At 41.9% G+C, this 26,623-nt stretch carries 26 protein-coding genes; 7 read left to right on the plus strand and 19 right to left on the minus strand.

The annotated features are described in order from the left end of the window. Positions 1-124 precede the first annotated feature (124 nt). The 7 genes from NPUN_RS34435 to NPUN_RS34465 form a co-directional block, all read right to left on the minus strand. Positions 125-3,256, minus strand: coding sequence for a sensor domain-containing protein (locus NPUN_RS34435; RefSeq protein ID WP_012413027.1), 3,132 nt, complete (start codon positions 3,254-3,256; stop codon positions 125-127). Positions 3,257-3,644: 388 nt separating this feature from the next. Continuing rightward, on the minus strand, positions 3,645-3,959 hold the full coding sequence (locus tag NPUN_RS34440; RefSeq protein WP_012413028.1) for a hypothetical protein: 315 nt from the start codon (positions 3,957-3,959) through the stop codon (positions 3,645-3,647). A 123-nt stretch (positions 3,960-4,082) separates the two neighbouring features. Next, entirely contained in the window at positions 4,083-4,280 is a 198-nt protein-coding gene (locus tag NPUN_RS34445; protein ID WP_012413029.1) for a hypothetical protein, read from the minus strand. Beyond that, complete coding sequence (locus tag NPUN_RS34450; RefSeq protein ID WP_012413030.1) at positions 4,277-4,747, minus strand: DUF1392 family protein; 471 nt, start codon at positions 4,745-4,747, stop codon at positions 4,277-4,279. Before NPUN_RS34450 ends, NPUN_RS34445 begins: the two co-directional genes overlap by 4 nt. After that, positions 4,744-6,153, minus strand: coding sequence for a DNA cytosine methyltransferase (locus NPUN_RS34455; protein WP_148220476.1), 1,410 nt, complete (start codon positions 6,151-6,153; stop codon positions 4,744-4,746). Before NPUN_RS34455 ends, NPUN_RS34450 begins: the two co-directional genes overlap by 4 nt. A 55-nt stretch (positions 6,154-6,208) precedes the next feature. Beyond that, positions 6,209-6,445 carry an ASCH domain-containing protein gene (locus tag NPUN_RS43880; RefSeq protein WP_012413032.1) on the minus strand — a complete coding sequence of 79 codons (237 nt, stop codon included), beginning with the start codon at positions 6,443-6,445 and terminating at the stop codon, positions 6,209-6,211. Between the two features lie 173 nt (positions 6,446-6,618). After that, on the minus strand, positions 6,619-6,999 hold the full coding sequence (locus NPUN_RS34465) for a hypothetical protein (RefSeq protein ID WP_012413033.1): 381 nt from the start codon (positions 6,997-6,999) through the stop codon (positions 6,619-6,621). Positions 7,000-7,123: 124 nt separating this feature from the next. Between NPUN_RS34465 and NPUN_RS41245 the strand changes: the two genes are divergently transcribed. Further along, positions 7,124-7,456: a hypothetical protein gene (locus NPUN_RS41245; RefSeq protein ID WP_012413034.1), complete on the plus strand. Its 333-nt coding sequence runs from the start codon at positions 7,124-7,126 to the stop codon at positions 7,454-7,456. Positions 7,457-7,471: 15 nt separating this feature from the next. Here NPUN_RS41245 and NPUN_RS34475 read toward each other — a convergent pair whose 3' ends face one another. From NPUN_RS34475 to NPUN_RS34530, 12 genes are all read right to left on the minus strand, one after another. Beyond that, positions 7,472-8,821: a replicative DNA helicase gene (locus tag NPUN_RS34475; RefSeq protein WP_012413035.1), complete on the minus strand. Its 1,350-nt coding sequence runs from the start codon at positions 8,819-8,821 to the stop codon at positions 7,472-7,474. 28 nt (positions 8,822-8,849) lie between these two features. Further along, positions 8,850-10,232 carry a hypothetical protein gene (locus NPUN_RS42595; protein ID WP_012413036.1) on the minus strand — a complete coding sequence of 461 codons (1,383 nt, stop codon included), beginning with the start codon at positions 10,230-10,232 and terminating at the stop codon, positions 8,850-8,852. 250 nt (positions 10,233-10,482) lie between these two features. Beyond that, on the minus strand, positions 10,483-11,082 hold the full coding sequence (locus NPUN_RS34485; protein WP_012413037.1) for an alpha-ketoglutarate-dependent dioxygenase AlkB family protein: 600 nt from the start codon (positions 11,080-11,082) through the stop codon (positions 10,483-10,485). Continuing rightward, on the minus strand, positions 11,070-11,768 hold the full coding sequence (locus NPUN_RS34490; protein ID WP_012413038.1) for a hypothetical protein: 699 nt from the start codon (positions 11,766-11,768) through the stop codon (positions 11,070-11,072). The genes NPUN_RS34485 and NPUN_RS34490 overlap by 13 nt, the downstream gene beginning before the upstream one ends. Beyond that, a complete protein-coding gene (locus NPUN_RS34495) occupies positions 11,765-11,968 on the minus strand; it encodes a hypothetical protein (protein WP_012413039.1) in 204 nt (67 codons plus the stop codon). Before NPUN_RS34495 ends, NPUN_RS34490 begins: the two co-directional genes overlap by 4 nt. A gap of 67 nt (positions 11,969-12,035) precedes the next feature. Further along, positions 12,036-12,698, minus strand: a complete 663-nt coding sequence (locus NPUN_RS34500) for a hypothetical protein (RefSeq protein WP_012413040.1) — start codon at positions 12,696-12,698, stop codon at positions 12,036-12,038. Further along, the gene (locus NPUN_RS34505) at positions 12,695-13,060 is read right to left on the minus strand and encodes a hypothetical protein (RefSeq protein WP_012413041.1); all 366 of its coding nucleotides are present in this window, start codon (positions 13,058-13,060) and stop codon (positions 12,695-12,697) included. Before NPUN_RS34505 ends, NPUN_RS34500 begins: the two co-directional genes overlap by 4 nt. 9 nt (positions 13,061-13,069) lie before the next feature. Then, complete coding sequence (locus NPUN_RS38050) at positions 13,070-13,876, minus strand: KilA-N domain-containing protein (protein WP_012413042.1); 807 nt, start codon at positions 13,874-13,876, stop codon at positions 13,070-13,072. A gap of 39 nt (positions 13,877-13,915) precedes the next feature. Then, complete coding sequence (locus tag NPUN_RS34515) at positions 13,916-14,374, minus strand: DUF1392 domain-containing protein (protein WP_012413043.1); 459 nt, start codon at positions 14,372-14,374, stop codon at positions 13,916-13,918. Positions 14,375-14,415: 41 nt separating this feature from the next. After that, on the minus strand, positions 14,416-14,619 hold the full coding sequence (locus NPUN_RS34520; RefSeq protein ID WP_041566582.1) for a hypothetical protein: 204 nt from the start codon (positions 14,617-14,619) through the stop codon (positions 14,416-14,418). Then, a complete protein-coding gene (locus NPUN_RS34525; RefSeq protein ID WP_012413044.1) occupies positions 14,612-14,938 on the minus strand; it encodes a hypothetical protein in 327 nt (108 codons plus the stop codon). The genes NPUN_RS34520 and NPUN_RS34525 overlap by 8 nt, the downstream gene beginning before the upstream one ends. A 114-nt stretch (positions 14,939-15,052) precedes the next feature. Then, a complete protein-coding gene (locus tag NPUN_RS34530; protein ID WP_012413045.1) occupies positions 15,053-15,850 on the minus strand; it encodes a hypothetical protein in 798 nt (265 codons plus the stop codon). A gap of 233 nt (positions 15,851-16,083) precedes the next feature. Here NPUN_RS34530 and NPUN_RS34535 point away from each other — a divergent pair, with 233 nt between their 5' ends. From NPUN_RS34535 to NPUN_RS34560, 6 genes are all read left to right on the plus strand, one after another. After that, complete coding sequence (locus tag NPUN_RS34535; protein ID WP_012413046.1) at positions 16,084-16,419, plus strand: hypothetical protein; 336 nt, start codon at positions 16,084-16,086, stop codon at positions 16,417-16,419. Between the two features lie 467 nt (positions 16,420-16,886). Beyond that, the gene (locus NPUN_RS34540) at positions 16,887-17,804 is read left to right on the plus strand and encodes a hypothetical protein (RefSeq protein WP_012413047.1); all 918 of its coding nucleotides are present in this window, start codon (positions 16,887-16,889) and stop codon (positions 17,802-17,804) included. A 526-nt stretch (positions 17,805-18,330) separates the two neighbouring features. Continuing rightward, positions 18,331-19,506, plus strand: coding sequence for a tetratricopeptide repeat protein (locus tag NPUN_RS34545; RefSeq protein WP_052304734.1), 1,176 nt, complete (start codon positions 18,331-18,333; stop codon positions 19,504-19,506). Positions 19,507-19,523: 17 nt separating this feature from the next. Further along, positions 19,524-20,755, plus strand: a protein-coding gene (locus NPUN_RS34550) for an ISAzo13-like element ISNpu10 family transposase (protein ID WP_086000586.1) whose coding sequence is annotated in 2 segments (ribosomal slippage) — positions 19,524-20,103 and positions 20,103-20,755 — 1,233 coding nt in all. Because the reading frame shifts where the segments join, the coding sequence is not laid out codon by codon here. A gap of 19 nt (positions 20,756-20,774) precedes the next feature. Beyond that, complete coding sequence (locus NPUN_RS34555) at positions 20,775-23,219, plus strand: CHAT domain-containing protein (RefSeq protein ID WP_234711194.1); 2,445 nt, start codon at positions 20,775-20,777, stop codon at positions 23,217-23,219. Between the two features lie 339 nt (positions 23,220-23,558). After that, positions 23,559-26,579, plus strand: coding sequence for a WD40 repeat domain-containing protein (locus NPUN_RS34560; protein WP_012413048.1), 3,021 nt, complete (start codon positions 23,559-23,561; stop codon positions 26,577-26,579). Positions 26,580-26,623: the final 44 nt, after the last annotated feature.

The following is a 26,623-nucleotide window of genomic DNA, read 5'->3' on the forward strand; positions in this document are numbered from 1 at the left end:
GCTATCTGTGAAAGGTTGCAATGCCTTTCGGTCAACATATCTCTTCCTTGAGGCACTTTATGGTTAAATACTTCCACCAAAAATAGAAATAATCTAGCTTTTCGTTTGGGTTAATCATATACCTTTATATTCTCAAAAAGGATTGTCCAGAAGCTAATAAATTTCTTGCCTGTTCTTGATCCAAAGGCTTTGAAAATAAGTATCCTTGTGCTTGTTGGCATTGCAGCAATTGAAGTTGCGCTAATTGGTTAATTGTTTCTACCCCTTCTGCAACGACACTCATTCCTAAGTTATCAGCTAAAGTAACAATAGCTCGAACAATAGCGAATTGTTCAGTATCGCTATCAATGCGATTGACAAAGGAGCGGTCAATCTTGAGAACATCAATCGGAAAATTATGCAAATAAGCCAGAGATGAATAACCTGTCCCAAAATCATCAATACATAATTGCAATCCAAAAGCCTTAAGCTGTTTAAGGATGGAGGTAGCCTTTTGAGGAGAGGCGATAATTGCAGTTTCAGTGATTTCTAGCTTTAAGTTGCTAGAGCTAAGTCCAGTATCTTGGAGAATTTGACTGATTTGTTCAATTAGATGAGGTTGAGAAAACTGTTTACCAGAAAGATTAACATTGAGGGTTAAGGGCTTGATGGCAGGAAATTGTAGTTGCCACTGCCGCAATTGCTTACAAGATTCAGTTAATACCCATTGACCAATTGGGATAATCAGTCCAGTTTCTTCTGCTACGGGAATAAACTCGGTTGGAGAAATAAGTCCGCGTTCTGGATGCTGCCAGCGAACTAATGCTTCAAATCCTGTAATTTTTCCTGTTTTTATACAAATAATTGGCTGGTAGAAAATGCATAACTCCTGTCGTTCAACAGCCCAGCGCAAGTCAGTTTCTAACTGCAACAGCTCTACTGCCCGATCGTACATAGTGGTATCGAAAACTATATGTCCAGCTTGACTCTGTTCTTTAGCGCGGTAAAGGGCAGTGTCAGCATCTCGAAGTAAATCTGCGGGTTGAACGTATTTGTTTGTACCTAAAGCGATGCCAATGCTAGCAGTCATAAATACTTCATACCCGCACAAGTTAAAAGGCGGCTTTAATGCCTGATGTATATGTTTTGCGATGTCGGTGGCATCTTCAATAGTTTGAATATGGGAGAGCAAAATGGTAAACTCGTCTCCACCTAAGCGAGCAACAGTATCGTCAGGCTGCAAACATTGTTGTAAACGTTGAGCAAGCGTTACCAATAATTGGTCGCCAACTAAGTGCCCTAAACTATCATTGACGACTTTGAAACGGTCAAGGTCAAGGAACAACACAGCAAACAAATCATCTGGATTATGTTTCATCTGTGCAATTGCTTGTTCTAGCCTGTCTATAAATAAAATTCGATTGGGTAGTCCAGTCAGAGCATCATAAAAAGCATTGTGAACTAACTTTTCTTCAAGAAGTTTACGTTCAGTAATATCTGTTGCAATCCCATCTATACGAATCGGCAGACCAGAAGCGTTATAAATTAGATGGCTACGGTTTAATAGCCAGCGTACCTGCCCATCAGGTCTAACAATTCGGTATTCTAATTCTTGCTTCTCAGTTAAGAATAATGGTTGAATGGCAGCATGAACTTGTTGCTGATCTTCTGGGTGAATGACTTCGAACCAAAGATTAGAGTTCTCAAAAAATTCTGATACAGAATAACCATAAACTTTCAGAGCCGCAGGATTGAGATAAAGAGTTTCAAAAGTATCAGCAGAAATTGACCAAATTACGTCTTCAAGAGAACATAGAATTCCATCTAAACGTTGTTTGCTTTCTTGCAGTGCAGCTTCTGCTAGTTTGCGGTCAGTGATGTTAGTAACCATCCCCAAGGCCCCAGCATAATTTCCCTGGTCGTCTAATAACGGGGCACAAGAAATGATTGCCCAGAGGTCAGAACCGTCCTGACAGCGAAATTTAAAATCATGCGCTTCTTGAATACCCTGATAACGTCGTGAAAGGCAAGAATTAGCAATCTCCAACCCTTCAGAATCCATAAAAGAGAACAGTGTTGCACCCAGCATCTCTTCAATGGTGTAGCCCAACATTGTTGCCATCTGTTGGTTGACAAAGGTAGTGCAGTTGTCTTTATCGAGTAACCAAATTCCTTCAGTTGCTGTTTGTACAATGCGGCGATACTGTTCTTCTTGCTTTCCTAATGCTTCAAGGGCTTGTAAATGGTGAGTAATATCAGTCTGGATACCAATAAAGTTAGTCAAATAACCGGAATTGTCAAACACAGGAGCTAAGTAAAGTTCATTCCAAAACAGAAAATTATCCTTGCGGTAATTCCGTAAAATAACATGGCATTCTCTTTGTTCTTGAATGGCACTACGTAATTCCTGGAGGGCTACTTGCTCTAAGTCGTTTCCTTGCAAAAAACGACAGTTACGCCCAATGACTTCACTGGCACAGTACCCTGTAATCAATTCGAAGGCTGGGTTGACATAAATGATCGGATTATCTGGTTGATTGGGATCTGTCAAAATAATGCCATTACTACTAGCAGCAATCGCACGTTCCATTAGATGTAAATCTACTTCTGGCTCCTGTAAGGGTGAGATTTTTTCAACTGATTGAACGTTCGGATTATTTGTAGTGCTTACAATAGAAAGGTTCACATCTACCAAATTGCATCGGCTGTATGTGAAGTCAATGGGATCTGCTATCTCTTGTACAGCAGCTGTTAATGAAAAATCCTCATGCTGGGTTTTTAAATGCTCATTTAAATGCTCAGTACTATTCATAAATATGAATAGTGCTGCTAGTTTGTCTTCGTACTTAACAACCTTAGCTGAAATTTCCGCCTTAAAAATATCACCATTGGCTTTTTTCACTTCCACGGCACAATTTTTGATGAGGTTGCCACTTTTAAGGTTATTAACTAATTTAGCCCATAAAGTTGGCTGGTCATAAAAACTAGGGATGATTTTGTCGAATCTTTGACTTGGCTCAATTTCTAAAAAAGACGCTAATAATTCGTTTTTAAAGAGAACTTGCTGGCTTTCCAGGCATACAATCCCAATCGGGAATGGGCTAAGTTCTGTTAACGAATAAAGTATCTGCTGCCAGTCTATTTTTGGTTGATTATCTAATTCTTTCACCTTTGGCAATGAATTTCTGTTGGGATAGTTGCACCCAGTGAGGTATTCCTCATTTAAAAAAATCGACTTTTCAGTGAGATTATTTTGCGTCTGCTGATTTTGGTACACATTAAAGTTAATAAAGGTTTTCGATTTTTTTTATAAATTGGCAAATTAGCCTAATCCTATATTTGACATTTTTAATAAGCTGTAACACAGCGCTCATAAAACTCTTTAAATAGGAAAAAGCAGATAATTTTATTTTGCTAGTTAATGTTAAAAGTAGGTATTTTCTTAAAATACTCAGTGATTTCTCAAAACATAAATGTTTAGCATCTATTACAGATACCTAAAGAGGAGATAGTGTTTTAGGCTAAAATGCCCAGAAATTGGGACTTTTAAACATCCGTTGTAAAGTTTTTTGACTATTTTTAATTTACCCCTTTAGATAGGTGAAATTAAGTATTTTACTAAATCTTTATCTAAATATAATATTGCTTAATATTATTAGTGGTTGCTAGTAGTCAAGCCATTTAGAAGATATAACTTGTATTACTTCCCCATCTGCCTGTTTCATAAAACGGCAAAGATAGGGATGAAACCAATACCTTTCGGTTAAAACATCTCTTTGTTGAGAAAGCTCTTGTGCTTGCCTTTTAAGGAGAGGAGACGTTACGCAAACACGAGTAGATTTCTTATCTAAACCGTATTGCTGACCGATACCATTACTTAATTGCGTTTGTGTAGGGTTATTTTGTCTACAATTTGTGGGCATTTGATTAGCTGCTGCAACTTCACCACTCCATAACTCTGGCAGATCACGCAGTATCACCCCCTGCCCGACGATGTGGCGATGGCAAAAGTCTTCGGCTTTTTCACGCGCAGCACAGCGTAATATCTGCGTCTGAGTTGCGCTGCTTTCTTACCCAAAGATCAATCAATTGCCGCCTGTGACTCAAGAATCAGCAGAAACTGGCGCTTGTACTCTCTTTTCAGCTTCAGCATCCTGGGCAGAGGCTTTCCACCACTTGAGCAGTTCTGGAGTTGGGGCAAAGAGAGGCAGGTGCAAACCCAGCCAATTGTGTGGAGGATAAAGCGAGATGGAGATCCCCTCACCTCGGATTTCGCCACGGTAACATGAGGTATAAATCATGACTGCACACGATCCAAATCGTAATCAGTTACCCGTGCAATGGAATCTCTTGAACCAAAAACCTCGTCACCTTTTTCCGATATAGCAGGTGACATCCATTCGATACTGTAAAACCAGCAATCGTTAATCAGTTGAATGCCCTGGACAATATGAATCGGTGGCCCATCTCCATGAAAGCGGAACTCGACCAACTCACCCAGCCGGAAAACAGGTTTTTCTTTAGTAACCGATTGTAAATTACCAGTTCCGATAAGTTCATTAGCCGAAACAGTAATATTGTCACCACTAGTAACGATTTCATATTTCCAGCCTTGTTCTGACCATTCGATACCGCAGCAATAACCGAATGCTTTGGCAGACTTAACATACACTCGCTCTAACAGACTGACAAGTAGAGGCGGAATTCGTTGACCCCAAGGTGGGGAGATGTACCAGCACTGTTCTAAGTTTTGGACAAGGTTAGTCATACAATTGAAGCTTTTAAAATACTTTGTACTGATGTGAATAATTGAGTAGCGAACAAAGCAGGCACAGAATACCCGATGATTGACCCAGCCGTTGCAACTTCCGGCGGGAATTCGTACCAGCTAGGGAAACCTTGTAACTTCGCAGCTCCCGCAATAGACAAGGATTTGACCGTACCACCAGGCAACCAGATATCAGCGAATTTGCTTCGGTTGCATCCCTTGTGGTCGGTGAAATGCGATCTCAAAATGGTGTTGGCAGGCAAATGTCCCGCCTTGTATTTAAGTAATTTGCGCCCCCCAACCCGTTCAATCAAAAGCGGTGTGGGTTCATTGATTGCTAGAAATTGTTCTACGGCTTGCTGCTGTTTGGGCAGAAGTTGCGAGTCGTTCATCGTGGGGATAAGATGAGCGATCGCCCCATACCAACCACAAGGTGTAGCTCCTGAAGGTAGGGCAACGTGAAAACCCTTGCTTGCAATCAGGACTAACCGCCGCCGCGCCTGGGGTAGCCCAAAGTCAGCCATATTGACCACGCTGTAATCGACCGAGTACCCCTCAAGTTCCAAAGCTAACAGGATAATACTGAAACTTTGACTGTTCTGATAGCGCGGGACATTCTCTAGCGTAAACACCCGTGGCTGCAATTGTCGGATGGCTTCTGCTACAGCGATCGCTGCACTTAGATCGTCAGCCGTTTCAACACCCTTGCCTGCTTTGGCAGTGTGGGCTTGACTGAAATTAGCGCACACCGGGGAGGCATGGAGATAGTCAGGACGGCGAGGAAAACCTATGAATCCTAACCGTGCTACTTCTTGCACTGTTAGCTGGACGATTCTACAGCCATACTCGCTAAAGTTGTGGTGATGGTTGAGAGCGATCGCCCTGCTCAAGTCTGGTTTTGTGGGGTCGAATTCCACCGCAATGACTGGGCGAATACCACTATTGACCATCCCAGCCTCAATTCCACCGCCGCCAGCAAATAATACTACGGCGATCGGTGCATCATTTGGAAGTATTGGTTTTAATTTTGTGTTATCAAAATTTTTGCAGACATGTAAAATTTTTGGAGAATACTTTTTGGTTTTCGCTTTTTTGATAAAAGCGATGATATCTTCTCTTGCCGCTCCCTGTTGTTGCAAAGAGCGAATCATGGTAACAGCAGCACAAGGAATTGAGCCAATGCTTCGCCCTTTCCATAGCCCTTCCACTTTCTCTTCCCAGTTGTAAGCCCATCGCCAACTTTGAGGATTTTCTGGGTCACGCTCACCAATCACACGTGGGTAAAAAGCGGTTGACCCATTAAGTAGCTTTTTCTTTTCTATGTACTGATAGAGGCATCCTTGGCTACGGAGTTGTTGACCTTTAAGGTCGTCCTCTAAGAATTTTTCGGGTATTGCAGTTGACATAAACATTACTGGTTCAAATTAACCAGAAGTGCATAAAGACTGTTGCTGTTTGTGGTCATATCTGGTTGTGAGCGATCGCTTCTCTGACCAAATCATCAGGTACTTCAAAAATTCCCAACCGCCCAATGTAAGGAATCGGTGTAATCTCGCGTGGATTCTCCAGCTTCCAGTGGTATTGCTCAGGCATCCCCCAGCCAGATGCAATTTGTGAGAATCGGCAATCAACTATTGTGACTATGCCGATAATTTGCCCGCGACGTAGAGAGATTAATTCTGGGATTACTATCCCCATCCCTTGGCAAAATTCTCTCGCTGACTGGTACTCTTTTTTGGTGCAAGTTTTGGCTGCGTGAATCAGAATGTCGCCGCGATAATGAATAGGTCAGCCTCGGTTTTCAATATCCTTTAGAGCAAAAATAATTGCCCATGCCCAAGGCTGCCTGACTGAAAGTGCTTTCATGGGTTTTAAAACTCCAGCAATTGAATGTATGCGTCTAATGCCGCGATCGCTGGATGTGGATGTGGCTGTGAACGCAGTCCGTTGCAGATTGTGGCGATAGTCCCAAGTTCTGTAAAGCTGAAGCTGATACTGGAATGTCGAGCCGCGCAGTGTTGAATAATCGTCAGTAACACAAAATTCAACAATTGAATTGTAAGATCACGTTGATTGGCTAAATGTGTTTCTAAGTTCTCAGTAATAATTTGGCGACTAGCAGTAAGAGAATTGCACTTTTCAACATCTGGTAAAATTCGGAGCTTGAACTTGTAATCGCGCTCAGTAGATAAACATTCATCAGGGGCAAGAATTGCCCATTTATGAAAGAGTTGTTGGATAGTTGTACTCATAAAGTCTGTAGTTGTGAGTTTCTGCGAGAATAGAAAGAGAAAGGAGGGATTATGACAAACGCTTTTCCACCAGAAGATAGCAGTGTAAGGTTTGATAATATTGATACTCGTCTAGAAGAGATAGGTGACGAACTGGAAATGCTATAGGACAGTACAAAATGCTAACAGGCAGGAAACACGGGGAAATTCGCAAACCATTGCAAGGTTAGAGCGTACCATTAGAGAACTGGCTGACATTGCACGCCTCCATCAGGAAGGATTACGCGCTGCTCAAAGAGATGCTGAACGCGATCATCAAGCCATAAGGCAAGTTGAACTTCAAGCTGACCGAGATCGTGAAGTATTGTTGGCTTCTCTACTCCAAGCAGAGCGCGACCGTCAAGTTTTTCAAGAGGAAATCCGCAGAATTTGGGAGTATTTACGTGACCGAAATGGCGGTAGTAGCACACCAAATTAATTAACTCCATCCCGTTTACCTCGCCAAGTTCAAAAATTTCGATGTGGATAAATCGCACAACATGGTCGCAGTGCCGAGCTTACCGTAAAGGCGGTTTTTCTCAACAATCAACTCAATAGTGCGATCGCTTGGGTCTTTTGTATAAACAGCATCGCGGTAAAGCATGATTAACTGGTCACAAACCTCAAAGATTTCACCAGAATTACGTAACAGATGACGATTGGGGCGTTTATCAGCCGTTGTTTGATTCCCTCGATTGATTTGACAGCCCAAGAAAACAGGGATTTTGTGAGACTTGGCAATATCCCGAATCTGGCGGGTAATCTTGCCGACTTCAAAAGCCATGTTCCCCCCTGATTCCAGAGGAATCTGCTGCAAGTAGTCAATAAACACAGCACCAATAGAACTATCAAATTCGGCAATGGCACGACGCACAGCAGAAGCAATCATTGTGGTTGTAGGGGAGGAATGCTCGTAAACCTTCCAAGGCAGTTCCACCATCTGTCCTATACCTTGTGCTATTTGCTCCCAGTAGCATTGAGTATTGGTTTGAATCATAGAAGCGTCTACGCCAGTGATTCGGGCCAGCATTCGGGCATTGAGTTGATTCTTATCCATTTCTGGAGTTACGTACAGAACTGGTTTTCCAAGTTTGGTCATGATTTCATAAGCGTAAGAAATCATGAAGTGAGTTTTCCCCATGTGGGATTCAGCAGCTACTACAACTAAGCTGCTGGGGTAAATCCCCCCGGTGATATTTTCGAGGTCGTACCAACCAACTTTGTCGCCTGCCATATTCCCCATCTCCAGCTTTTGAAAAAGTTCAATGCCCATGTCTTGTGCTGAGAAAACCTTGCAGCATTCATCGCTTTGATTTTGGGTAACGGTGAAAACTTCCGCCTCAGCAAGGTTTAGTACGAGTGGTAATTCCGTTTCGGTTTGGTAGGCGAGTTTGACAACTTCTGAACCGGCTCTGATTAACTGCCGTCTTCGATATTTTTCCATGACTAAGTTAGCTAAAGCATCGATGTTGACGGCGGACACAGTGCGGTCTACCAAAGTTGCTAACTTGTTTCTGCCACCAATGCGGTCGAGAAGATTGTGGTCAGCTAACCAAGCGGTAACGCTTAGTAAATCTGTGGGTTGATATGTAGCATGAAGTCGAGCTGCGGCTTGATAGATATCTTTGTGGGCACTGATGTAAAAGGCATCACTGACAAGGATATCGCTGACTCTGGTCATTGCTTCTGGGTCAAGCATAATCCCGCCTAAAATCGCTTCTTCCGCCTCAATGTTTTGAGGTGGTAAGTTGACTTGGTTTCGGTCAGGAGCAAAAGAAAGTACGTTGTTTTGATTAGAGTGCATAACTACCTCAATTTGCAATTCAAAAGGTTTACGCTCGAAGCGCTAATTTTAATTGCGCTTCAACTTCTCGCAAATTCATGGAAGATAATTTGGAGTTGCTCGAAACTTTCGGCTCATTTGCTTTAGCTTGAAGTTTCGCTTTTAGCTGGAGCATTTGTGGGCTTTTTTGATACTCCAAAGATGGCTCTTGTTTGAAAAGCTCTTGCTGACGGCGTATTTGGTCTTGTAGCAAAGCATCTTCAAGCGTGGTGCTAGTGTTTGGTCTTTTCGTCGTAGCAGTATGCAGTTGACATAGGGGCTGTTTTTCTGTTTGCAATACTGCTTGGTGATAACGCTGCATCAAATTTGTCCACCCACCCTTGTTTTTCTCCCAAGTGTTCATGACTGCAACAGCATGAGTAATTTCCTGTTGTGCCGAGAGTTTAGACTTAGTAGCTAATTCTTTTGCCAGGAAATCAACGACTATCGGGTTGAAGTTCTGGTACAAGTTATTCAGCTTTCGTTCTCCATTGCGCCAAGGTAAAACCCAGCAATTCCACTTGATTGAGTCTCTGACAAGCAGGGGCACACAATCATCACTCATAGCAGTCGGGTCTGTTAACCAGGCATCAATCAGTTCTTTCACGTTCCGGGCTGTCTTGTAGGGACAGGTTAGTTGCACCTTATTCGATTGTTCGGATTTCTCGAACGACCCTGCCGCAATAGTAGGTCTACAAGAGGGGTTATCGGTTTGTTGCAAAGTCTCGGATTTATTTAACAACGAAGTGGAAAGTTGTGGGGTTGGTTCTTCTGGAGTTAGTTCTTCAAGTTCTTCAAGTTCTGTTTGAAGGTTCAAGTCAATTTGCTCATTTTCACACACACTTTCATGGTTTGGGAGTGGGCTATTTTCAGGTGGCGCGTCCTTAAGTGGGAGTACCTTAACAGGGATATCTTTAATGGGAATACCTTCGTGGGTCAAAATTGACCCCACCCCCAATGCATTTTTGACCCCAGTAGGGGGAGCAAAATTGACCCCACCCCCCATGCATTTTTGACTGGGGTCGTTTTTAACCGGGCTTTCTTTTTTAATTTTGATTTGTTCTCGTAAGAGCAATACCTGTTTAGGCTCTACCCACTCACTTGCCGGAGCTAATGTATAAATGTTGGTAGTACCAGGACGTTCTTGTATTGTGAGCATTCCTGTAGCTAACAAAACCTTCAGGGCATTTTTGGCGGTTTTGAGAGCCATATAACAATGTTGAGCCATTTTTGGAATCGATTCAAAACAGCCCTGTCCACCTGCCCTTCTTTGTATATGGGAATAAAGCCTGAATTCCTCTGGTTCGAGTGGATAATCATCAAGAAAACTGGGGATGAATGCTCCAAAATTTGAACGGTTATGTAAGGTATTTTGATTTGATGCTAAATTCATATTTATAGACCCTGCTAGATATGCAATCTTTTTTCCCCCGCACTCCACAAGCGGGGGTTTTGCTTTATTCACGCATCCAACGGAAATTGTCTGACTTTGAGTTGTTCGGGAAATTCTTCAATTTCGCCACCCTTTTTATCGCGGGTTTTAAATCGTTGCCCCTGGAAGTCCCGCATTCGCCCCCAACTGTTTAACAAATACAGGCGTTTGCGATTGCTGGCACTGTTGGACAATAGACTTACTAATGCCGTTATCTCTTGCCCCCAATGTGTGGGCGAAATGTCAGATTAAAACGCGAGCTAACGACTTTGTTAGTTTTGGGAACTTGATGCAGATGTGTTGATTGGCAACCTGGGTGCATCACCAGTAAACTCCCGTGTTCCAGCCAAAAATCAGTAGACTTACTCCCGATAGGCTTAATCTGAAACTTCCGCATCGAACCCAAACTGATGGATGCGATTGCTGGGTTAAATCCCATTGATGCTTCACTATCGTTGTGCCACCCGATGCTATCAGAGCCACTTCTGTACTGATTGCCGATGACAATACGGAAGCTGTAGTCAGTAGCAGCAGTAATCTTATCTCGCAGTTGGGCTAGCGATGAAGTCCAAGGCAGTGGTTTAAGTAGTACGCTCTTGGAGTAGAGGTAATCACAGCCCTCGTCCCCATAAATGCATTCCAAGCGGGGAACAGGCATCGTTTTACCCAACATCCTGATTTGGTTTTGCTGCCATTGCAGTTCTTGGCAATGTTGATATAGTTCATCGGCTTCTTCTTTAAAAAGAAAATTTGGATAGTAATTGACTGGTACAGTAGAAGCAAATTCGGGAAATAAAGTTAGTTGTTGCATAATTCTCCTTTGGCTATTGCCTGTACAATCTCAAAAGCCTGTTCGGGCGATTTCGCCTGCTCAGGGTTCTTGTAAAATCCAGCGATCGCAGACTTGGGACGTACAATAATTTGTTGACCAGTAGCGCGTTTGTCCCACACAAAGCAGGAGATGGTAACGTTATCGGTAGCCCAGCGAGTACCCCGTTTATCCTTACGAAAGCAGAAGCGTGGCAAAATCAGTACAAGTGAGGGCGGATGCTGCTGTAAGAAATCAGCCCGGTCATCACAGGGTTCAAGAAAGCTGGTTAGAAGGAATGCAGCTACACCAATACGCGCTTTTTGGAAGGCATTCTTGATAATTGGTGCAGCAAAATCCGAATATGGTGGATTAGTACAAATCCAATCGCAATCGGGGAATTTAGCCCAGGACTCGGATAGTGTTGCGTCATAGTGATAATCTGCTTCTTTGTTGGGGTCAACATCGTTAGTCCAGATTCTTTGGGTGTCTGGCCATACTCGGAGTAAAGATGCGATCGCTCCATGCCCCACACACGGCTCACCAATAGCACCGGATAACCTAACGTGACGCAGTAGTTCTGTAGTAAACCAGGACGGAGACTCGTAAAAGTTCAGTGGATGTCTACCAACAGTTTCTATAGATGCACTTGTATGTGATTGTGGTGTCAGGAGTTGTGCAACAGTCATAAATTCTCTCCAACTTGTTTGACAACTTGAGCGCTGATTGATTCAAAATCCACTTGAAAAATGTTCATCTCAGTCAGCATCTCGCCAGTGTTATAGCGGTCTACAATATGCTGTTTAATGCCTAATTCTGAAAGCCCATCGGGGATATTAATGTGAGCTTCACTAATAATCTTTTCGGTGACTCTAACAATAACTCTCATGTTGGTTATGCCAAATATGAAAAAGTGTTTAACGTGGCGATTGCTACTTGTTTAATAGCGATCGCTTTTATCTCCAAGGTGTAAAATTATTCCACTGAAACCAGCTTGAGCTAGAATCAGAGTATGCAGTGGTGCGATGGATTGCTAGCGGATTACCCCAGTAGCAGCAAGCGTTGATGGCGAATGTAGGAACTTCGTTATAAGTTCCGTCTTGCAGGAGAACAGTAGAAACCTCATCTTCAGCCCAGAGTTCCAGCCATTCCCCATGCAAGTACTCGGCGTAAAACTGACAGAACCAACTTTGATTCCAGCGTGATTCAGCTTCGCGGTTGTAGTGCCACAGCTTGAAGGCGATGTTCCAGTGCGCCAGGAAGTCGAGAGCCACGGGCTTGGACTGCATCAAAATTTCCTTATCCCCCGGCACAAGCGTCAGTTCCTCGCACAGCCTTGGAAGCTCTACAGTGACACCACCATATTCGACGGTGTACCATTCGATTCCGCTAATACCCTGGCTTACTTGTTCTGCCCAAATTGACTGCCTTTTATCGGCTGTGTCTTTTGACTTAGCCAGAAACATATCGAAACGCAATACTGTCTCTACTGGTGAGAGTCCACCTTCTACTGCGTGGTTTTGTCGGGCAAGGTCACACGCTGACTGCCAACCGGTTGCGTTAATAGTGTCTATCTGTTTAGCGATCGCACTTGCTCTTGGATCGTGGAATCGTGTCATTTATCTACCTCAAAATCTGGAATGAATTGGGGTGCGATTGTTTTGTGTAGGTTAATCACAACTAAGATGGTTTCAAGCGAAGATGTATTCACGCCACCATCAAAAACTGTTTGTCTGCCTGAGTAAGTTCCATGCAGCATGAAGTATGAAAGGTATCGTCTCCCTTGCTCATTTCCCAAGTTGTGGACAGCATCGCTAATTAAATCGACTGCACACAGATCCAAAATTGTTTGGTGCTGCCAATTTAGAGACTCAACATCTAACCATTCGGCTACAGTTGATGAGAGAAAGTAGCCGTATCCTTGGTAAAATTTGTAGGCAAGACTGATTTGTTTACCGATTTCGTCAATTTGTTCTTCCACTGTTTCACCTTAATTAGACTCGTTAAACAATTGCGTCACCTTTGGCAACCACCGCAGTTGAAACACAGTCTGGTTTGAACCTTTAGCGATCGCTGCAACCATTCGCCCCCATTGTTTACCTGAGTCAGTTGGGCGATATGGGATTTTCTTGTCATCAGTTCTGTACTGTAAGCCAGCATGGACTAACCAGTTGTTTACAGCTACCGCACTCATTCCAACTTTCTCGCCAATATCTGTAGGCTTGAGATATGCGTCATCGCTGACATTGGTAATTGCGATCGCAGTCTTGAGTTCATCGGCTGCTGGCTTGAGTGCGGGGTTGACTCTAATGGCAGCGTTAACAGCTAACTGCGCGGTAAGGGATTTCTCTAATCCGGCAAATTCACCCACCAGCAGGGCTAACTGTGCAGCTTCATGGGATGGGAGCAATTTATGTGGTGATTCTTGCTGTTGTATTGGCTCTACTTGGGTTGTCAGCATTACTTTCATTAAGGTTCTGTTGGCCCAGATGCGGAACTCTACAGATACCCACCGAGCTAAATCAATGGCAATCTCTGGATGAACCCAAGTACCTTGGGAGTTAGCGCGTCCAGATATGTCGATTACAAGTGACGATATGGGGATTCCCATATCGTGGCTGAGAGCTTGCAAATACTCGGTTGTAGACTTAAGCCTAACGTAATCAGCCAATAATTTCTTATTAGCTTTAGCCATCTGGGTTGCATTCACGTAGCCCTTTGGGATACTGTATTTACCTATTTCCCCGTCTTGGGGCATTTGCTGAATTTCTGAGTTACGCCATGAGTGCGTCAACATAATTCATTTCCTGGTTATTGAACAAAATAGTTAATTAATTCAGGCATTCACCTGCACCAAACTTTTCTCACCAACCAGCGAGAAGCGATTGAGTATAGTCGGGGTTTCGATCAATGTTGGTGATACCAATTCGACAAGGTAAAACCAAAACTTATCCACAAGTACAACCCCTAGAATTAATCGTTGTTTTGTGTCATCTCCATAAGAGGACAGGATTATTCTCTGCCCTAAAACGAAAGCAGGTTTTTCCACGGTGAGGGTTTGTAATTGCCCAGTCCCAATAATTTGATATTCTGTAGCGTGGACAATTTCATCACCACAGATGACCGTATAAAGCCAGCATTCATGTTTCCATTGCACACCAGAACAATAACCAAATGTTCTCGTGGTTTTTAAGTAAACTCTTTCTAATAAATTGACCTCAACGGGTGGAAGTGTTTTGCCCCAAGGTGGGGAGATATACCAACTGGTTTTCAGAGCGCTAACGTAGTCAATCATGCTTTTTCCTCGTTGATTTTAATTTCAATAAGGTCAATAACCTAAAAATCTTCGGCAATCTCCAACAAAAAACCGCGTCCCGTGTTCTGCACTTGCACCAGTTCCTTATCGAGTAGAGTTTGAATAACTGAATCTGAGAATTGGAATTGCAACTGATGTAATGGCACACAACCACCGCAAAACTGAAGCACACGCAGCAAATGATTGGCTCTACGGTCAAAGTTGTTGTCAGCCGTCTTAGACATTCGCTGCTCCTCCAGTTACTACAGCTAACTGTTGCTGAAGAATTGCTATTTGCTGTTGATAAAAGTCAATCTCTGCGGTAATTTGCTGGAATAATTCTTCTGGCGTGAGCGGTTGGATTTGATCCTCTTTCAAGTACGATATTTCATCAGAATTCTTGTTAGGCATCAGAGCATAACGCCAACCATCATCAAATTGTTCAGCCAACTCTGTACCCGATGGGTAGTAGTAAAGTCCGAGAATCGTGCCTTGTTCTGTACGCTGTTCCAAAGTAAAACGAGGGTAGCCCCAGTGTTGGGGGATTGAGATTATTGGTTGCATTGATTTAATTGAGGATTGGTGAATAAATAATTAGGGAAAGGGCAAAGGGGAAGGGAATGAAGAAATTTACCTTTCCCCCTTACCCTTTAACCTTTTCCCAAGCGAAGCCCAAGACTACGCCGTGACTAACTCTGCACTCTCCAGCAGCCGTTGCAATCTATCGCCAGTTAGCTGTTCTAACGGTTGCCCTAAAAAATATTCATCAAAGATGGATTTACTATCACAAGACACATCCACCATCGACAATGAGCGCACAGCATCAAGCACCGAGTTAGAATACTGCTGCTGGACTGAATAACGCCTTTTCACCCACCAGTTCCCGTCAGTGCATCCGACTTGCCCCAGTTTCACGCCTTTGTTGTTGTAAATGCCATCATCGAGAATTTCAAACCCGTAATTTTGGCACTCGTTGAAGATATGCGCCATGATTTGGTTTTCGGTCGTGGGGGGTGTTGCTTGTTGCTCCTGCACTGGCAGTGTTCCATCTTTATAATGAGTGCAGATGAAGCGATCGCAACGCATTAGAGTGTTGGCACGAAATAATTCTTTATCGTTGACCATGACTACCCAGCGTTGCGTTAAATGGTTGTCGTCATGGCTGATGCTGGCTATCAGTTTGTCATCAGTGTAATATTCGTGATGGTCAAACGAGATTTCGACTATTCTGAGGGGTTCGGGAGCAACAGCTTGGGCTTGGTCAGCGATGTAGTTGTCGAGTTCGGCTTGGGCGAGGGCTTGGTTGTCAACCTTTTGAAGCTTAGTGGATTGGTCGGTGATAATTGCGTTTACCCAGGATTCTTTGCAGCGTTTGTCTGAGACTTCAGTTTTAGTATCAAGTTGGGCATAAATAGTTTTAAGTTGATTGAGAGTTTTTCGTTGCAGTTGTTGTTGAGTGTAGATTGGGTGTGTCATGATAAGTGTTACTACATCTATAGAGTAGGTGTTTTACAAAAGGTGATTGCCTCCAAAGTTTCTCAGGCTAAGGGCATCGCCTTTTGTTGTAAGCATGGTTTTCCTTGCTAACTAACCCCATATTATGCTTTTAAAAGCATTTTGTCAAGCTTTTAAAAGCATAAAAATTGTTTTTAAAAGCTTGCTATTTTTCTTTTAAAAGTATAGAGTGATTAGGAAAGGAGGTTATCACTATGTCTGGCGTTAGCAAATTGTCTTATGCCTTTGTAGACTTATATAGAAGTCGCAGAGGTATAAGTATGGATATGTCCCTGATTAGGGAGCGGATGGAGGAACTAGGCATAGATTTAGCAACATTAACCCGTCGCTATTGTGAGATTCGTCGCCGCAAAGGGGATGAGTCTGCAACCCCTGTCAATCGGAGAAATATGCTTGCTAAAGCAATATCTGATCAAGGAAACCCAACGCTGGAAACTTTTATGGATATACTTGCTGCTTTAGATGGCAAAGTCCTGATTGAGTGGAAAAGCACAAAGGTGAAAGAGTTTGGAGGTGACAATGCCGCGTGAACGCAATTGTAGGTGAAGCAATTAATATGCAGGCATGATCATTAGGTTTCTGGGCTAGATTAAAGCTGAAATGTAAAAGCTAATGAGACAGTGGTTGTAGATAACAATGCCTACTTTTCATAAAATCAAGCTATCAGAAGGGAAACATCTAACCGATACATAATCAACCTTACTGAGCGCTATGAGAATTAATCGCCCTCTGAAAGGGGCGGCCTCCACAATTTTATTTGCTTAATATTACACCTATGGAATTTCCACGCCTTCAAGGGAGTTTCCAGGCATCGCAGTCCCAAAGTTGAAAAACAACTAAGCGATCACAGGTGCAACAGATGCAAATATATCTAAACAAACTTACGAAAAACCCCAACCTCAGTAAAAGGTTTGGGGAATAAATATCAATATAGTTACACCCCTATCATGGCACAATTCGATATTCGTTCCAGCACTGTTCAGCTAGAGGTGAAATAATGCCTAAACCACCTTCTAGAACCAACAAAGCGACCTCTGCCGCAAAGAGTGATTCAAAACCACCTGTTAACTCTGCAAACGAGGATATCTCTGTTGAGGAAAATCTAGCTACAGCAACTATTACGGTTACTGCTATCGAAATTCCAGAGTTGACAGAGGAAGAACAGCGCGATCGCCTGCATCTAGAGCGCCGTGTGGAAAGAGCGTTTTTTGAGGCAGGTAAGGCACTGGCAGAATTGCGCGATCGTCGCCTTTACCGTTCAAGTCACCGCACGTTTGAGGAATACTGCCGCGATCGCTTTGGCCATAGTCGTCGCCAGTCTTATCTTCTAATGGATGCAGCAGTAATATTTGATAACTTAGAGCAAAAATGTGATCGTTCCGATCACATTTTGCCGACGAATGAGTGGCAAGTTAGACCACTGTCCAAGCTTGACCCGGACATTCAGCCCGAAGCATGGGAGCAAGCTGTAGAGTCTGCCAACGGGAAAGTACCATCTCATCGCATTGTCAAAGATGTGGTGCAGCGCATCATGGAGCGAACCCAAGTACCCAATACCTACCAAATCGGCGAAGTCTGTCAAATCCTTGCAAAAGACAACCCTGAACTCAGGGGTAAGGCTGGCTGCTGGGGCATTGTCAATCATGTTGGAGAATTTAGCTGCACCGTCAAAACCTGGGATGGCGAGTATACAGTTGGGTTGCAGCACCTGAAGTCTTTCAATTACCTGCCTGCCGAGTGTGAGCAGATGCGACAGATTTGCGATCGCATTCGTAGGCTACGGAAAAACGAGAGCTTAGAAGAAGCTGCGCGTGCTGTTCTGAAGCATCTGGGGGAGGTGAAGCGGCCGTATTTGACAGCGTTTGAGGGAGAACTTTTGAATTTCATAGAGAAAAAATATTTATTGCAGGGATGATTAACGCCCGCACAGGATTGCGCCAAACAATTCACCAGATGCGGTATGGCTTGGCTAGTGAGCAACTGTTAGTACGACAGATTGTAGTACTGGCGAATGTGCTAATCGTGATGTAGGGCTACAAGCTGAGGGCGGGGTAAGTTTACTTGCGCTTGCGTCCCTATAAGAATTTGATTTGAGAGATGTGGATAGAGGGATACGTTGGCTAATGGTAGCAGACAGTGGAGCGATCGCCTAAGCCAGAATAAAAAAACTTGGTTAAAATCTACATTTCGCAGTTCATCATGTAATATACAAAGATATCCAACATCTGGCTAAATAGTTCTTAAATAGGAATCAAAAATCAACAATATTTAACAATATTAATACTTAAGGAATTTTCTTGAATCTCGATGTATGACATAGCTATTAAAGTAAATTTTTTGTTAAGTACTAATGCTTGCATTATTTGTCTAAATTGTCTGATGTCTAGTGATAACGCAGATTGAAGCGTTAATCTACTTGTACCCATCTAGAGGAATTGCCAATGTTCTACCGTCTCAAATTTTTCACCGTTGTAACTTTAGTGTTTTCATTGACATACACCGTCGGTGCTGCTCAATCAAGGACAGGGGAAATTGTGCAAGTACCTCCGAAAGCAGAGACGCAAACCACGCAACCTGGCACAGAAGGGCTGGTGCATCTATTGCAATTAGGCGAATACCAGTTAAATAAAAATCAGTTTCAAGAAGCTTTAGGGACATTTCAAGCAGTTTTAACTATTGTCAGACTTATAAAAGAACGCCAACTCGAAGCGAGAACTCTCCACAATATTGGGGTAGTATACCGTGAAATGAAAAACTACCCTCAAGCTTTAGAGTATTATCAACAAGCTTTAGCTGTTCGCATAGATGTCGGCAATCGCCGTGGGCAAGGCATAACTCTTAATGATATTGGCTTAGTCTACGATAACCAAAAACAATATACCAAAGCACTGGAGTTTTATCAGCAAGCTTTAGCTATTCATAAAGAAGTTAGCAACAAGGCAGACGAGGGAACAACTCTCAACAATATCGGGGTAGTATACCGTAAAATGAAAAACTACCCTCAAGCTTTAGAGTATTATCAACAAGCTTTAGCTGTTCGCATAGATATAGGTGATCGTCGCGGACAAGGTATAACTCTTAATGATATTGGCTTAGTTTACTACAACCAACAAGAATATCCCAAAGCCTTAAATTATTATCAGCAAGCTTTAGCTATTCATAAAGAAGTTAGCAACAAGATAGATGAAGGGACAACACTTGATAATATTGGTTTAGTTTACGTTAAGCAAATTGATTTAGTTTCTGATAAACAAAAAGATTATACTAAAGCCTTAAATTATTATCAGCAAGCTTTAGCTATTCATAAAGAAGCTAGCAACAAGGCAGACGAGGGAACAACTCTCAACAATATCGGGGTAGTATACCGTAAAATGAAAAACTACCCTCAAGCTTTAGAGTATTATCAACAAGCTTTAGCTGTTCGCGTAGATATAGGTGATCGTCGCGGACAAGGTATAACTCTTAATGATATTGGCTTAGTTTACTACAACCAACAAGAATATCCCAAAGCCTTAGATTATTATCAGCAAGCTTTAGCTATTCATAAAGAAGTTGCTAAGGCATCATGTAAAAATAACTTGAACAATTTGCTGAATGGTAAGATGATCAGAATGTAACCGAATTAAAGGCTTATATGTCTGATAAGCAGGTAGTAGAAAGCATTCAAGACAAGTACGATTCGTTATCGCCTTATTTGAATGAGAAAACACGGCGTATTTGGGCAGCAATTGAAGCCCGAAGCCTGGGCTGGGGAGGCGTGAGTCAGGTTGCGCTCGCAACTGGACTATCCCGGACTACAATCCATGCTGGGATACGGTTATTGTTAGACGCTTCGGGGGAAAAAACCTCGAATGATGATAGTAATCGAATTCGTTCGTCAGGTGCTGGACGTAAACTACTTGAAGAAAAAGACGCAATGCTGCTATCAGATTTAGAATCGCTGATTGAACCAGTGACACTGGGAGACCCAGAATCTCCTCTAAAATGGACTTCTAAAAGTGTTGTGAAACTGGCTGCGGCATTAAACATTGGGGGACATAGGACTAGTCCTAAAAGTGTTTATAACTTACTTGAATCGCTTGGCTACAGCTTACAATCAAATCGTAAAACCCGTGATGGCTCATCTCATCCAGATAGAGATGATCAGTTTTTACATATTTCCAACCAAGTCTTGCACTTTCAATCCCAGAACGAACCCGTAATTTCAGTTGATACAAAAAAAAAGAATTAATTGGAGATTTTAAAAATTCTGGAACCGAGTGGTGTGAAAAGGAACAGCCAATTGAGGTGAAAATGCATGATTTTGTTGACCCCAAGTTGGGCAAGGCAATTCCCTACGGAATTTATGACTTAACCTCAAATCAAGGATGGGTAAATGTTGGCATTGACCACGATACCGCAGAGTTTGCAGTCGAGTCTATTCGTCATTGGTGGTACTCAATGGGTAAACAAGTTTATCCCAGCAGTGAGCATATAATGATTACGGCTGATTGCGGTGGTAGCAATAGTTATCGCTCACGATTGTGGAAATTGAAGTTACAAGAATTAGCAACTGATACTGGTAAAACTATTCATGTGTGTCATTTTCCTCCAGGCACAAGTAAATGGAATAAGATTGAGCATCGCTTGTTTTGTCACATTACCCAAAACTGGCGAGGCAGACCATTAACTAGCTTGCAAGTTGTGATTAATCTAATTCGCAATACTACCACCACACAAGGATTAGAAGTTGAAGCTAGATTAGATCCAAATCTCTACAAAACGGGAATCAAGGTTACAGACCAAGAGCTTGATACTATCGCAATCGAACGAAATTCTTTTCATGGTGAGTGGAACTATATTATCAAACCCAAAGTAGTCAGTTAATTGTTCAATTTATTTTTACATAACTCCTAACAAGGCAGACGAGGGAACAACTCTCAACAATATTGCAGAACTTTATAAAAACAAGTATGAGTATACCAACGCTTTAAAGTTTTATCAACAAGCCTTAGTAATTCGCCAACAAACTAACGATAAGTATGGGCAATGGACAACTCTTGACAATATTGGAGAAGTTTACAACCAATTGGGACAGTATGGTAAAGCTTTAGATTACTATAAACAAGCTTTAGAGATTGTCAAATACATCAGTTATGAAAAACAGCGTAAGGTTGCAGAATTATTGACTCGTGGACAGATTGCTACAGTTTACCAAAATCTGGGTCAAGATTCAAAACTTTCGGAATTTACTGAGATGATAGCAAATATTAGCAAAGATAAAAACTCCTCTAAAGAAAATATTTTGTTTCAGTATGCTTTAGCAATTGCTAGAGAAGTTGAAGAACCTGGTAAAAGAGAAAATTCCAATAAAATTGAGGGATTTGCCGACTATTTGACTAAACGATTAGAGTCTGATCAACGATATCTAGTCGAAGTAAGAAAAAATGGTAACCCGGGCCTTGTGGATAAAATAACACTCCAAAATCCAGAAATAGATTACACAAATTTGGGGGTAATGTATAGCGCTTCTAAACAGTACGCCAAAGCGTTGGAGTTTTATCAACAAGCTTTAGCCGCCTACACACGCACTAAAGAAAAGGTAGAGCAAGCAACAATTCTTAACTATATAGGGGTAGTTTATTACAACCAAGGACAATACTCTAAAGCATTGGAGCTATTTTGGCAAGCAGTAACTCTTCGTCAAGAAATCAACGATAAAGCAGGAGAAGGACAAACTCTTTATAATATTGGAACAACCTACAACGCTTTGGGCCAATATACTAATGCTGAAAAAGCTCTATTTAATGCCATCAAGTTTTTAGAATATCTGCGAACAGGATTAACTGATGAGCAGAAAATATCAATTTTTGAAACGCAAATTAAGACATATCGAAGATTACAACAAGTTTTGATTACTCAAAATAAAAATGACCTGGCGTTGGAAATTGCAGAAGGTGGTAGGGCAAGAGCCTTTATAGAATTATTAACCTCGAAAATATCACCTAACCTGAACAATAAAATTAATATAAAATCACCAAATATTGAGCAAATTAAGCAAGTAGCAAAACAACAAAATGCCACACTTGTTGAATATTCAATTAATGAAACTCAGCTATATATATGGGTCGTGAAAGCCACTGGTGAAGTTACTTTCCGCAAAGCTGACCTCAAACTCCTGTTGCAGCAACAAAACATCTCCTTAATAGATAAAGTCGCCCAGGCTCGTCAGTCAATTTTTAAAGGTATGAATCTTGCCAGTCGTGGTAATAAAATCATCTTTGCCCCTGGCGATCGCGTTAAACTCAATGATGATGCTCCAGACTGGGAAGCTTGGCAAGTAGTTTCTGTAGATGTTAAAAACGGCAAAACTACTATCCGCTTACCCTCTTGGGAGGCAGAAAAACCAGCAATAGAACGTCCAATAATAGATGTTGTCGAAAAGGTGACAAACAGCCCTAGAGCAAATGCTAAAAACACCCAATTACAAGAACTTTATCAGCTACTGATCCAACCAATTGCAGACTTACTGCCAAAAGAAGAAACAGCCCGCGTCATCTTCATTCCCCAAAACGCTTTATTTCTCGTACCCTTCCCAGCATTACAAGACCCATCAGGAGAATATTTAATCGATAAACACACTATCCTCACCGCTCCCTCAATTCAAGTATTAGATTCTACTCATAAGCTCCGACAAAAAGTTCCAGGTTTAGCTAAAGATATCTTGGTAGTTGGTAATCCTACAATGCCCAAAGTTTCAAAAAAACCTGGAGAACCACTTAAGCAGTTAAGTGCGCTTCCTGGTTCACAGAAAGAAGCTCTTGCAATTGCTTCCTTCTGGAAAACTCAAGCTTTGATTGGTAATCAAGCTACAAAAAAAGCAGTGTTGCAAAAACTACCACTAGCTAAAATCATTCATTTAGCAACTCATGGCTTATTGGATGATATTCAGGGATTGGGAAGTTCTATCGTCTTTGCTCCTGAAGGAAAGGATAACGGTTTGTTGACAGCAGAAGATATCCTAAATTTGTATGCACAACCACAAGGTTCTACCTTAAGTGCCGAATTAGTCGTATTAAGTGCTTGCGATACTGGGCAGGGGAGGCTAACAGGTGATGGGGTAATTGGGTTATCTCGCTCCATAATTGCCGCAGGGGTTCCTAGTGTGATAGTTTCTCTGTGGTCGATACCAGATGCACCCACTGCTGAATTAATGACAGAATTTTATGAAAATTTCCGCAAAAATCCTGACAAAGCTACTGCTTTGCGGCAAGCGATGCTGATGACGAAGAAAAAACATCCCAATCCTGCTGAATGGGCAGCTTTTACTCTGATTGGAGAGTCTGAATAACTCAAGTTTGCTTACCATACTATTTAATGTAAGCAATTCCGAAGATTAAAAAGCTAATAAAGTTTTGCTCTAAAGGGGTTTGGTTGGAGACAGATTTTATAAATATTTATTTTTTTGCTCAAAGGATAAAAAAGCTATCAAAAATTCCCTCAAATTGACAATATTTTCTGGAATCCGCTTCGATAAATTTGTATCTTAAAATAGATAGTAAATAATATTACTTAGCTTATCGCGCTCTTTATTTTCGGCTGGAGTTTCCAGTGTTATGGTTCTTTATGGGATATATCGAATCAAGAATTTTGATTGGTGTGTTGTAGTTCCAGATTAGGTTTGGAAATTATGGGCGATCGCGCAAGCAGAATCATTTTAATTGCTTTGAGTGCTTTTCTGGTAACGATTGCACCTACATTCCCGCAGAATTTTTCCGGGATTTTCTTTGCACCACAGGTGTTAGCACAAACACCAAATCAGCCAAACCCGCATAAAAACCCTGCGTTGGCTGTCACAGGGAGTTTTATTGATTACTTTGCAGAAGAGAGACAATTAAAAGGGCATGAGGGTAGCGTCAACAGCGCTAGCTTTAGTCCAGATGATAAGTTAATTGTGACAGCTGGTGCAGATAACACCGCCCGTGTCTGGGATTTTTCAGGCAAACAGCTAGTGGAGTTAATTGGGCATCAAAGCAATGTTTATAGTGCGAATTTTAGCCCCGATGGTAAGCTGATTGTCACTGCCTCTTTTGATGGTACTGCCCGTATTTGGGATATTTCGGGCAAACAGCTAGTTGAGCTAAAAGGACACCAAGGTAATGTTTATAGTGCGAATTTTAGCTCAGATGGTAAATGGATAATCACGGCAAGTGCAGATAAAACTGCCCGTATTTGGGATATTTCTGGTCAGCAAATAGCGCAAATTACAGGGCATGAAAACATTGTTACCAGTGCGAATTTTAGCTCAGATGGTAAACGGATAATTACGGCAAGTGCAGATAAAACTGCCTGTATGTGGGATTTATCAGGTAAGCTATTGGTGCAGTTGAAAGGGCATACAGATACGGTATGGAGTGCGAATTTTAGCCCCGATGGTCAGAGGATAGTTACAGCATCTGATGATAAAACGGCGCGAGTGTGGGATTTATCTGGCAAGGTGCTAGCAGAGTTAAAGGGACATGGTGATAGCGTATACAGTGCTAGCTTTAGTCCAGATGGCAAGTTGATTGTGACAGCTTCTATTGATAGAACTGCGCGAGTATGGGATGCTACAGGAAAAGTAATAGGTAAACTGGAAGGGCATCAGGGAAGTGTAAACAACGCAAAGTTTAGCTTTGATGGAACCCAGATTGTCACTGCATCATCTGATGGTTCCATCCTTATATGGAACACTTCTAAGAAGATATTTATCGAACTATTAGGGCATCTCGGTGAGGTTTTCAGTGCCAGTTTTAGCCCAGATGGTAAGCAGATTATCACTACATCAAAAGATGGCACAGTTAGGATATGGAACACTTTAAACAAGCAGATAACTGAAATTAAAGCACAGGTTGCTGTCCAAAGCGCAAATTTTAGCCCCAATGGGAAGCTAATTGTCACCACATCTTCAGAGAAATTTGCTCAAGTGTGGGATACCTCAGGTAAAATTTTAACGGAACTTAAAGGACATGAGAGTCGTGTAAATAGTGCAACTTTTAGTCCTGATGGTAAGTTCATTGTCACCGCATCTGACGATACAACAGCACGAATATGGGATATTTCTGGTAAGCTGCTAACTGAACTAAAAGCAGATCACGGTAGGGTTGTTAGTGCTAATTTTAGTTATGATGGCAAACAGATTATCACTGGATCGGGCAATACAGCCTTTATATGGAATACATCAGGCAAGCTGATAAGTAAATTAGAATTAAAAGGACCCCAGTACTCTGTTATCAGCGCCAATTTTAGCCGCGATCGCCAGTTAATTGTCACTGCATCTCATGATGGCAGTGCTTGGATATGGGATTCTTCCGGTAAAGTAATAACAAAAATAGAGTTTCCGAATAACATAACTGAAAACTATAGCGAAAATCGTGTTTACGGCGCTGATTTCACTCCAGATGGTAAATATTTAGTAACGGTAACTTCCGATGGAGGTAGAGTCTGGGATATCTCCGGTAAGCTAATAGCTGAATTCAAAGGACATCAGGATGAAGTCATCAATTTTAGTTTAAGTCCAGATGGTAAGCAGATGCTCACGGCATCTGATGATAGAACTGTACGAGTGTGGGATATTTCCAATAAGTCACTGGCTCAAATAAATTCGTCACAAATACCTTCTACGAATAATCAGACTAAACTGCAATACAAAGATGAAGATAAAAGTATTACCAGTCTTGCTTTTAGTCCTGATAATCAATTCTTTGTCACTGGCTCTAAAAGTGGTAATGTGAAAATTTGGGATACCTCAGGCAAACTCCTAAATGAACTAAGAGGACATGAATATCAAATAAATGGTATAAACTTTAGCTCTGATGGCAAATCTATTCTTACTGTATCTTTGGATTTTGCAAGAGTTTGGAGTAACTCTGGGAAATTGCTAGCAGAAATTAAAGGCAAACAGAAGCATGACGCTGCTTTAACAAGTGCAAGCTTGAGTCCAGATGGCAAGTTGATTGTTACCGGATATTCAAGTTTTCAACAAAATGCTTATTTGTGGGATAGTTCTGGGAAGCAGCAGATGGAACTTCAAGGGCATCAAAACTTTGTTAATAGTGTAAATTTTAGTCCAGATGGCAAGTTGATTGTTACAGCATCGGATGACGAAACTGCCTGTATTTGGGATACGACTGGTAAGCTGCTAAACGAATTGAAAGGAAATTCCAGTAAAGTAAAAAGCGCTAGTTTTAGTCCTGATGGTAAAAAAATTATTACTACATCGAGCGATGGTACTGCTATTATTTGGGATACTTTTGGTAAGCTGCTTGCCAAGTTTAATATAGGTTTCCCAATTAGTAGTTATAGCTCAACTAGGGTGAATTTTAGCCCTGATGGTAGGTTCATTATTGCTCAAATTGAGGGTGGTTTCACTCGTTTGTGGGGTGCAGATGGCACTGTGATTTCCACAGATGAGAGTTTAGGAAATATCACTTTTAGTCCTGATGGTAAGTTAATTGCCATTGTACGTAGAGGTGGTAGCGCTTCTGTGGGGATTCCTGAGGAAAAAAAACTAGCAATACTTCAGATAGAGCCTTATCTTGTGCAGAGAGTCATTTTTAGCCATAACAGTAAGTTTTTCGTCACAATATCTGAAATTCCTTTCTCCTCTGTCGATAAAATCCAAGTATGGGATGTTGGTAAGCTTGACTGGATGACAGAAACATCAAAATAGTTTAACATCTGTGCGTTTGCTTATTTAGGGAAAAGGAGACGAAC

Source organism: Nostoc punctiforme PCC 73102, assembly GCF_000020025.1.
Taxonomy (GTDB): Bacteria; Cyanobacteriota; Cyanobacteriia; order Cyanobacteriales; family Nostocaceae; genus Nostoc; species Nostoc punctiforme.

Coding starts and splice junctions, on each gene's coding strand:
- NPUN_RS34445 (WP_012413029.1), bottom strand. CDS start 4,280: ATGATTTATACCTCATGTTACCGTGGCGAAATCCGAGGTGAGGGGATC.
- NPUN_RS34450 (WP_012413030.1), bottom strand. CDS start 4,747: ATGACTAACCTTGTCCAAAACTTAGAACAGTGCTGGTACATCTCCCCA.
- NPUN_RS34455 (WP_148220476.1), bottom strand. CDS start 6,153: ATGTCAACTGCAATACCCGAAAAATTCTTAGAGGACGACCTTAAAGGT.
- NPUN_RS43880 (WP_012413032.1), bottom strand. CDS start 6,445: ATGGGGATAGTAATCCCAGAATTAATCTCTCTACGTCGCGGGCAAATT.
- NPUN_RS34465 (WP_012413033.1), bottom strand. CDS start 6,999: ATGAGTACAACTATCCAACAACTCTTTCATAAATGGGCAATTCTTGCC.
- NPUN_RS34475 (WP_012413035.1), bottom strand. CDS start 8,821: ATGCACTCTAATCAAAACAACGTACTTTCTTTTGCTCCTGACCGAAAC.
- NPUN_RS42595 (WP_012413036.1), bottom strand. CDS start 10,232: ATGAATTTAGCATCAAATCAAAATACCTTACATAACCGTTCAAATTTT.
- NPUN_RS34485 (WP_012413037.1), bottom strand. CDS start 11,082: ATGCAACAACTAACTTTATTTCCCGAATTTGCTTCTACTGTACCAGTC.
- NPUN_RS34490 (WP_012413038.1), bottom strand. CDS start 11,768: ATGACTGTTGCACAACTCCTGACACCACAATCACATACAAGTGCATCT.
- NPUN_RS34495 (WP_012413039.1), bottom strand. CDS start 11,968: ATGAGAGTTATTGTTAGAGTCACCGAAAAGATTATTAGTGAAGCTCAC.
- NPUN_RS34500 (WP_012413040.1), bottom strand. CDS start 12,698: ATGACACGATTCCACGATCCAAGAGCAAGTGCGATCGCTAAACAGATA.
- NPUN_RS38050 (WP_012413042.1), bottom strand. CDS start 13,876: ATGTTGACGCACTCATGGCGTAACTCAGAAATTCAGCAAATGCCCCAA.
- NPUN_RS34515 (WP_012413043.1), bottom strand. CDS start 14,374: ATGATTGACTACGTTAGCGCTCTGAAAACCAGTTGGTATATCTCCCCA.
- NPUN_RS34520 (WP_041566582.1), bottom strand. CDS start 14,619: ATGTCTAAGACGGCTGACAACAACTTTGACCGTAGAGCCAATCATTTG.
- NPUN_RS34525 (WP_012413044.1), bottom strand. CDS start 14,938: ATGCAACCAATAATCTCAATCCCCCAACACTGGGGCTACCCTCGTTTT.
- NPUN_RS34530 (WP_012413045.1), bottom strand. CDS start 15,850: ATGACACACCCAATCTACACTCAACAACAACTGCAACGAAAAACTCTC.
- NPUN_RS34535 (WP_012413046.1), top strand. CDS start 16,084: ATGTCTGGCGTTAGCAAATTGTCTTATGCCTTTGTAGACTTATATAGA.
- NPUN_RS34540 (WP_012413047.1), top strand. CDS start 16,887: ATGCCTAAACCACCTTCTAGAACCAACAAAGCGACCTCTGCCGCAAAG.
- NPUN_RS34545 (WP_052304734.1), top strand. CDS start 18,331: ATGTTCTACCGTCTCAAATTTTTCACCGTTGTAACTTTAGTGTTTTCA.
- NPUN_RS34560 (WP_012413048.1), top strand. CDS start 23,559: ATGGGCGATCGCGCAAGCAGAATCATTTTAATTGCTTTGAGTGCTTTT.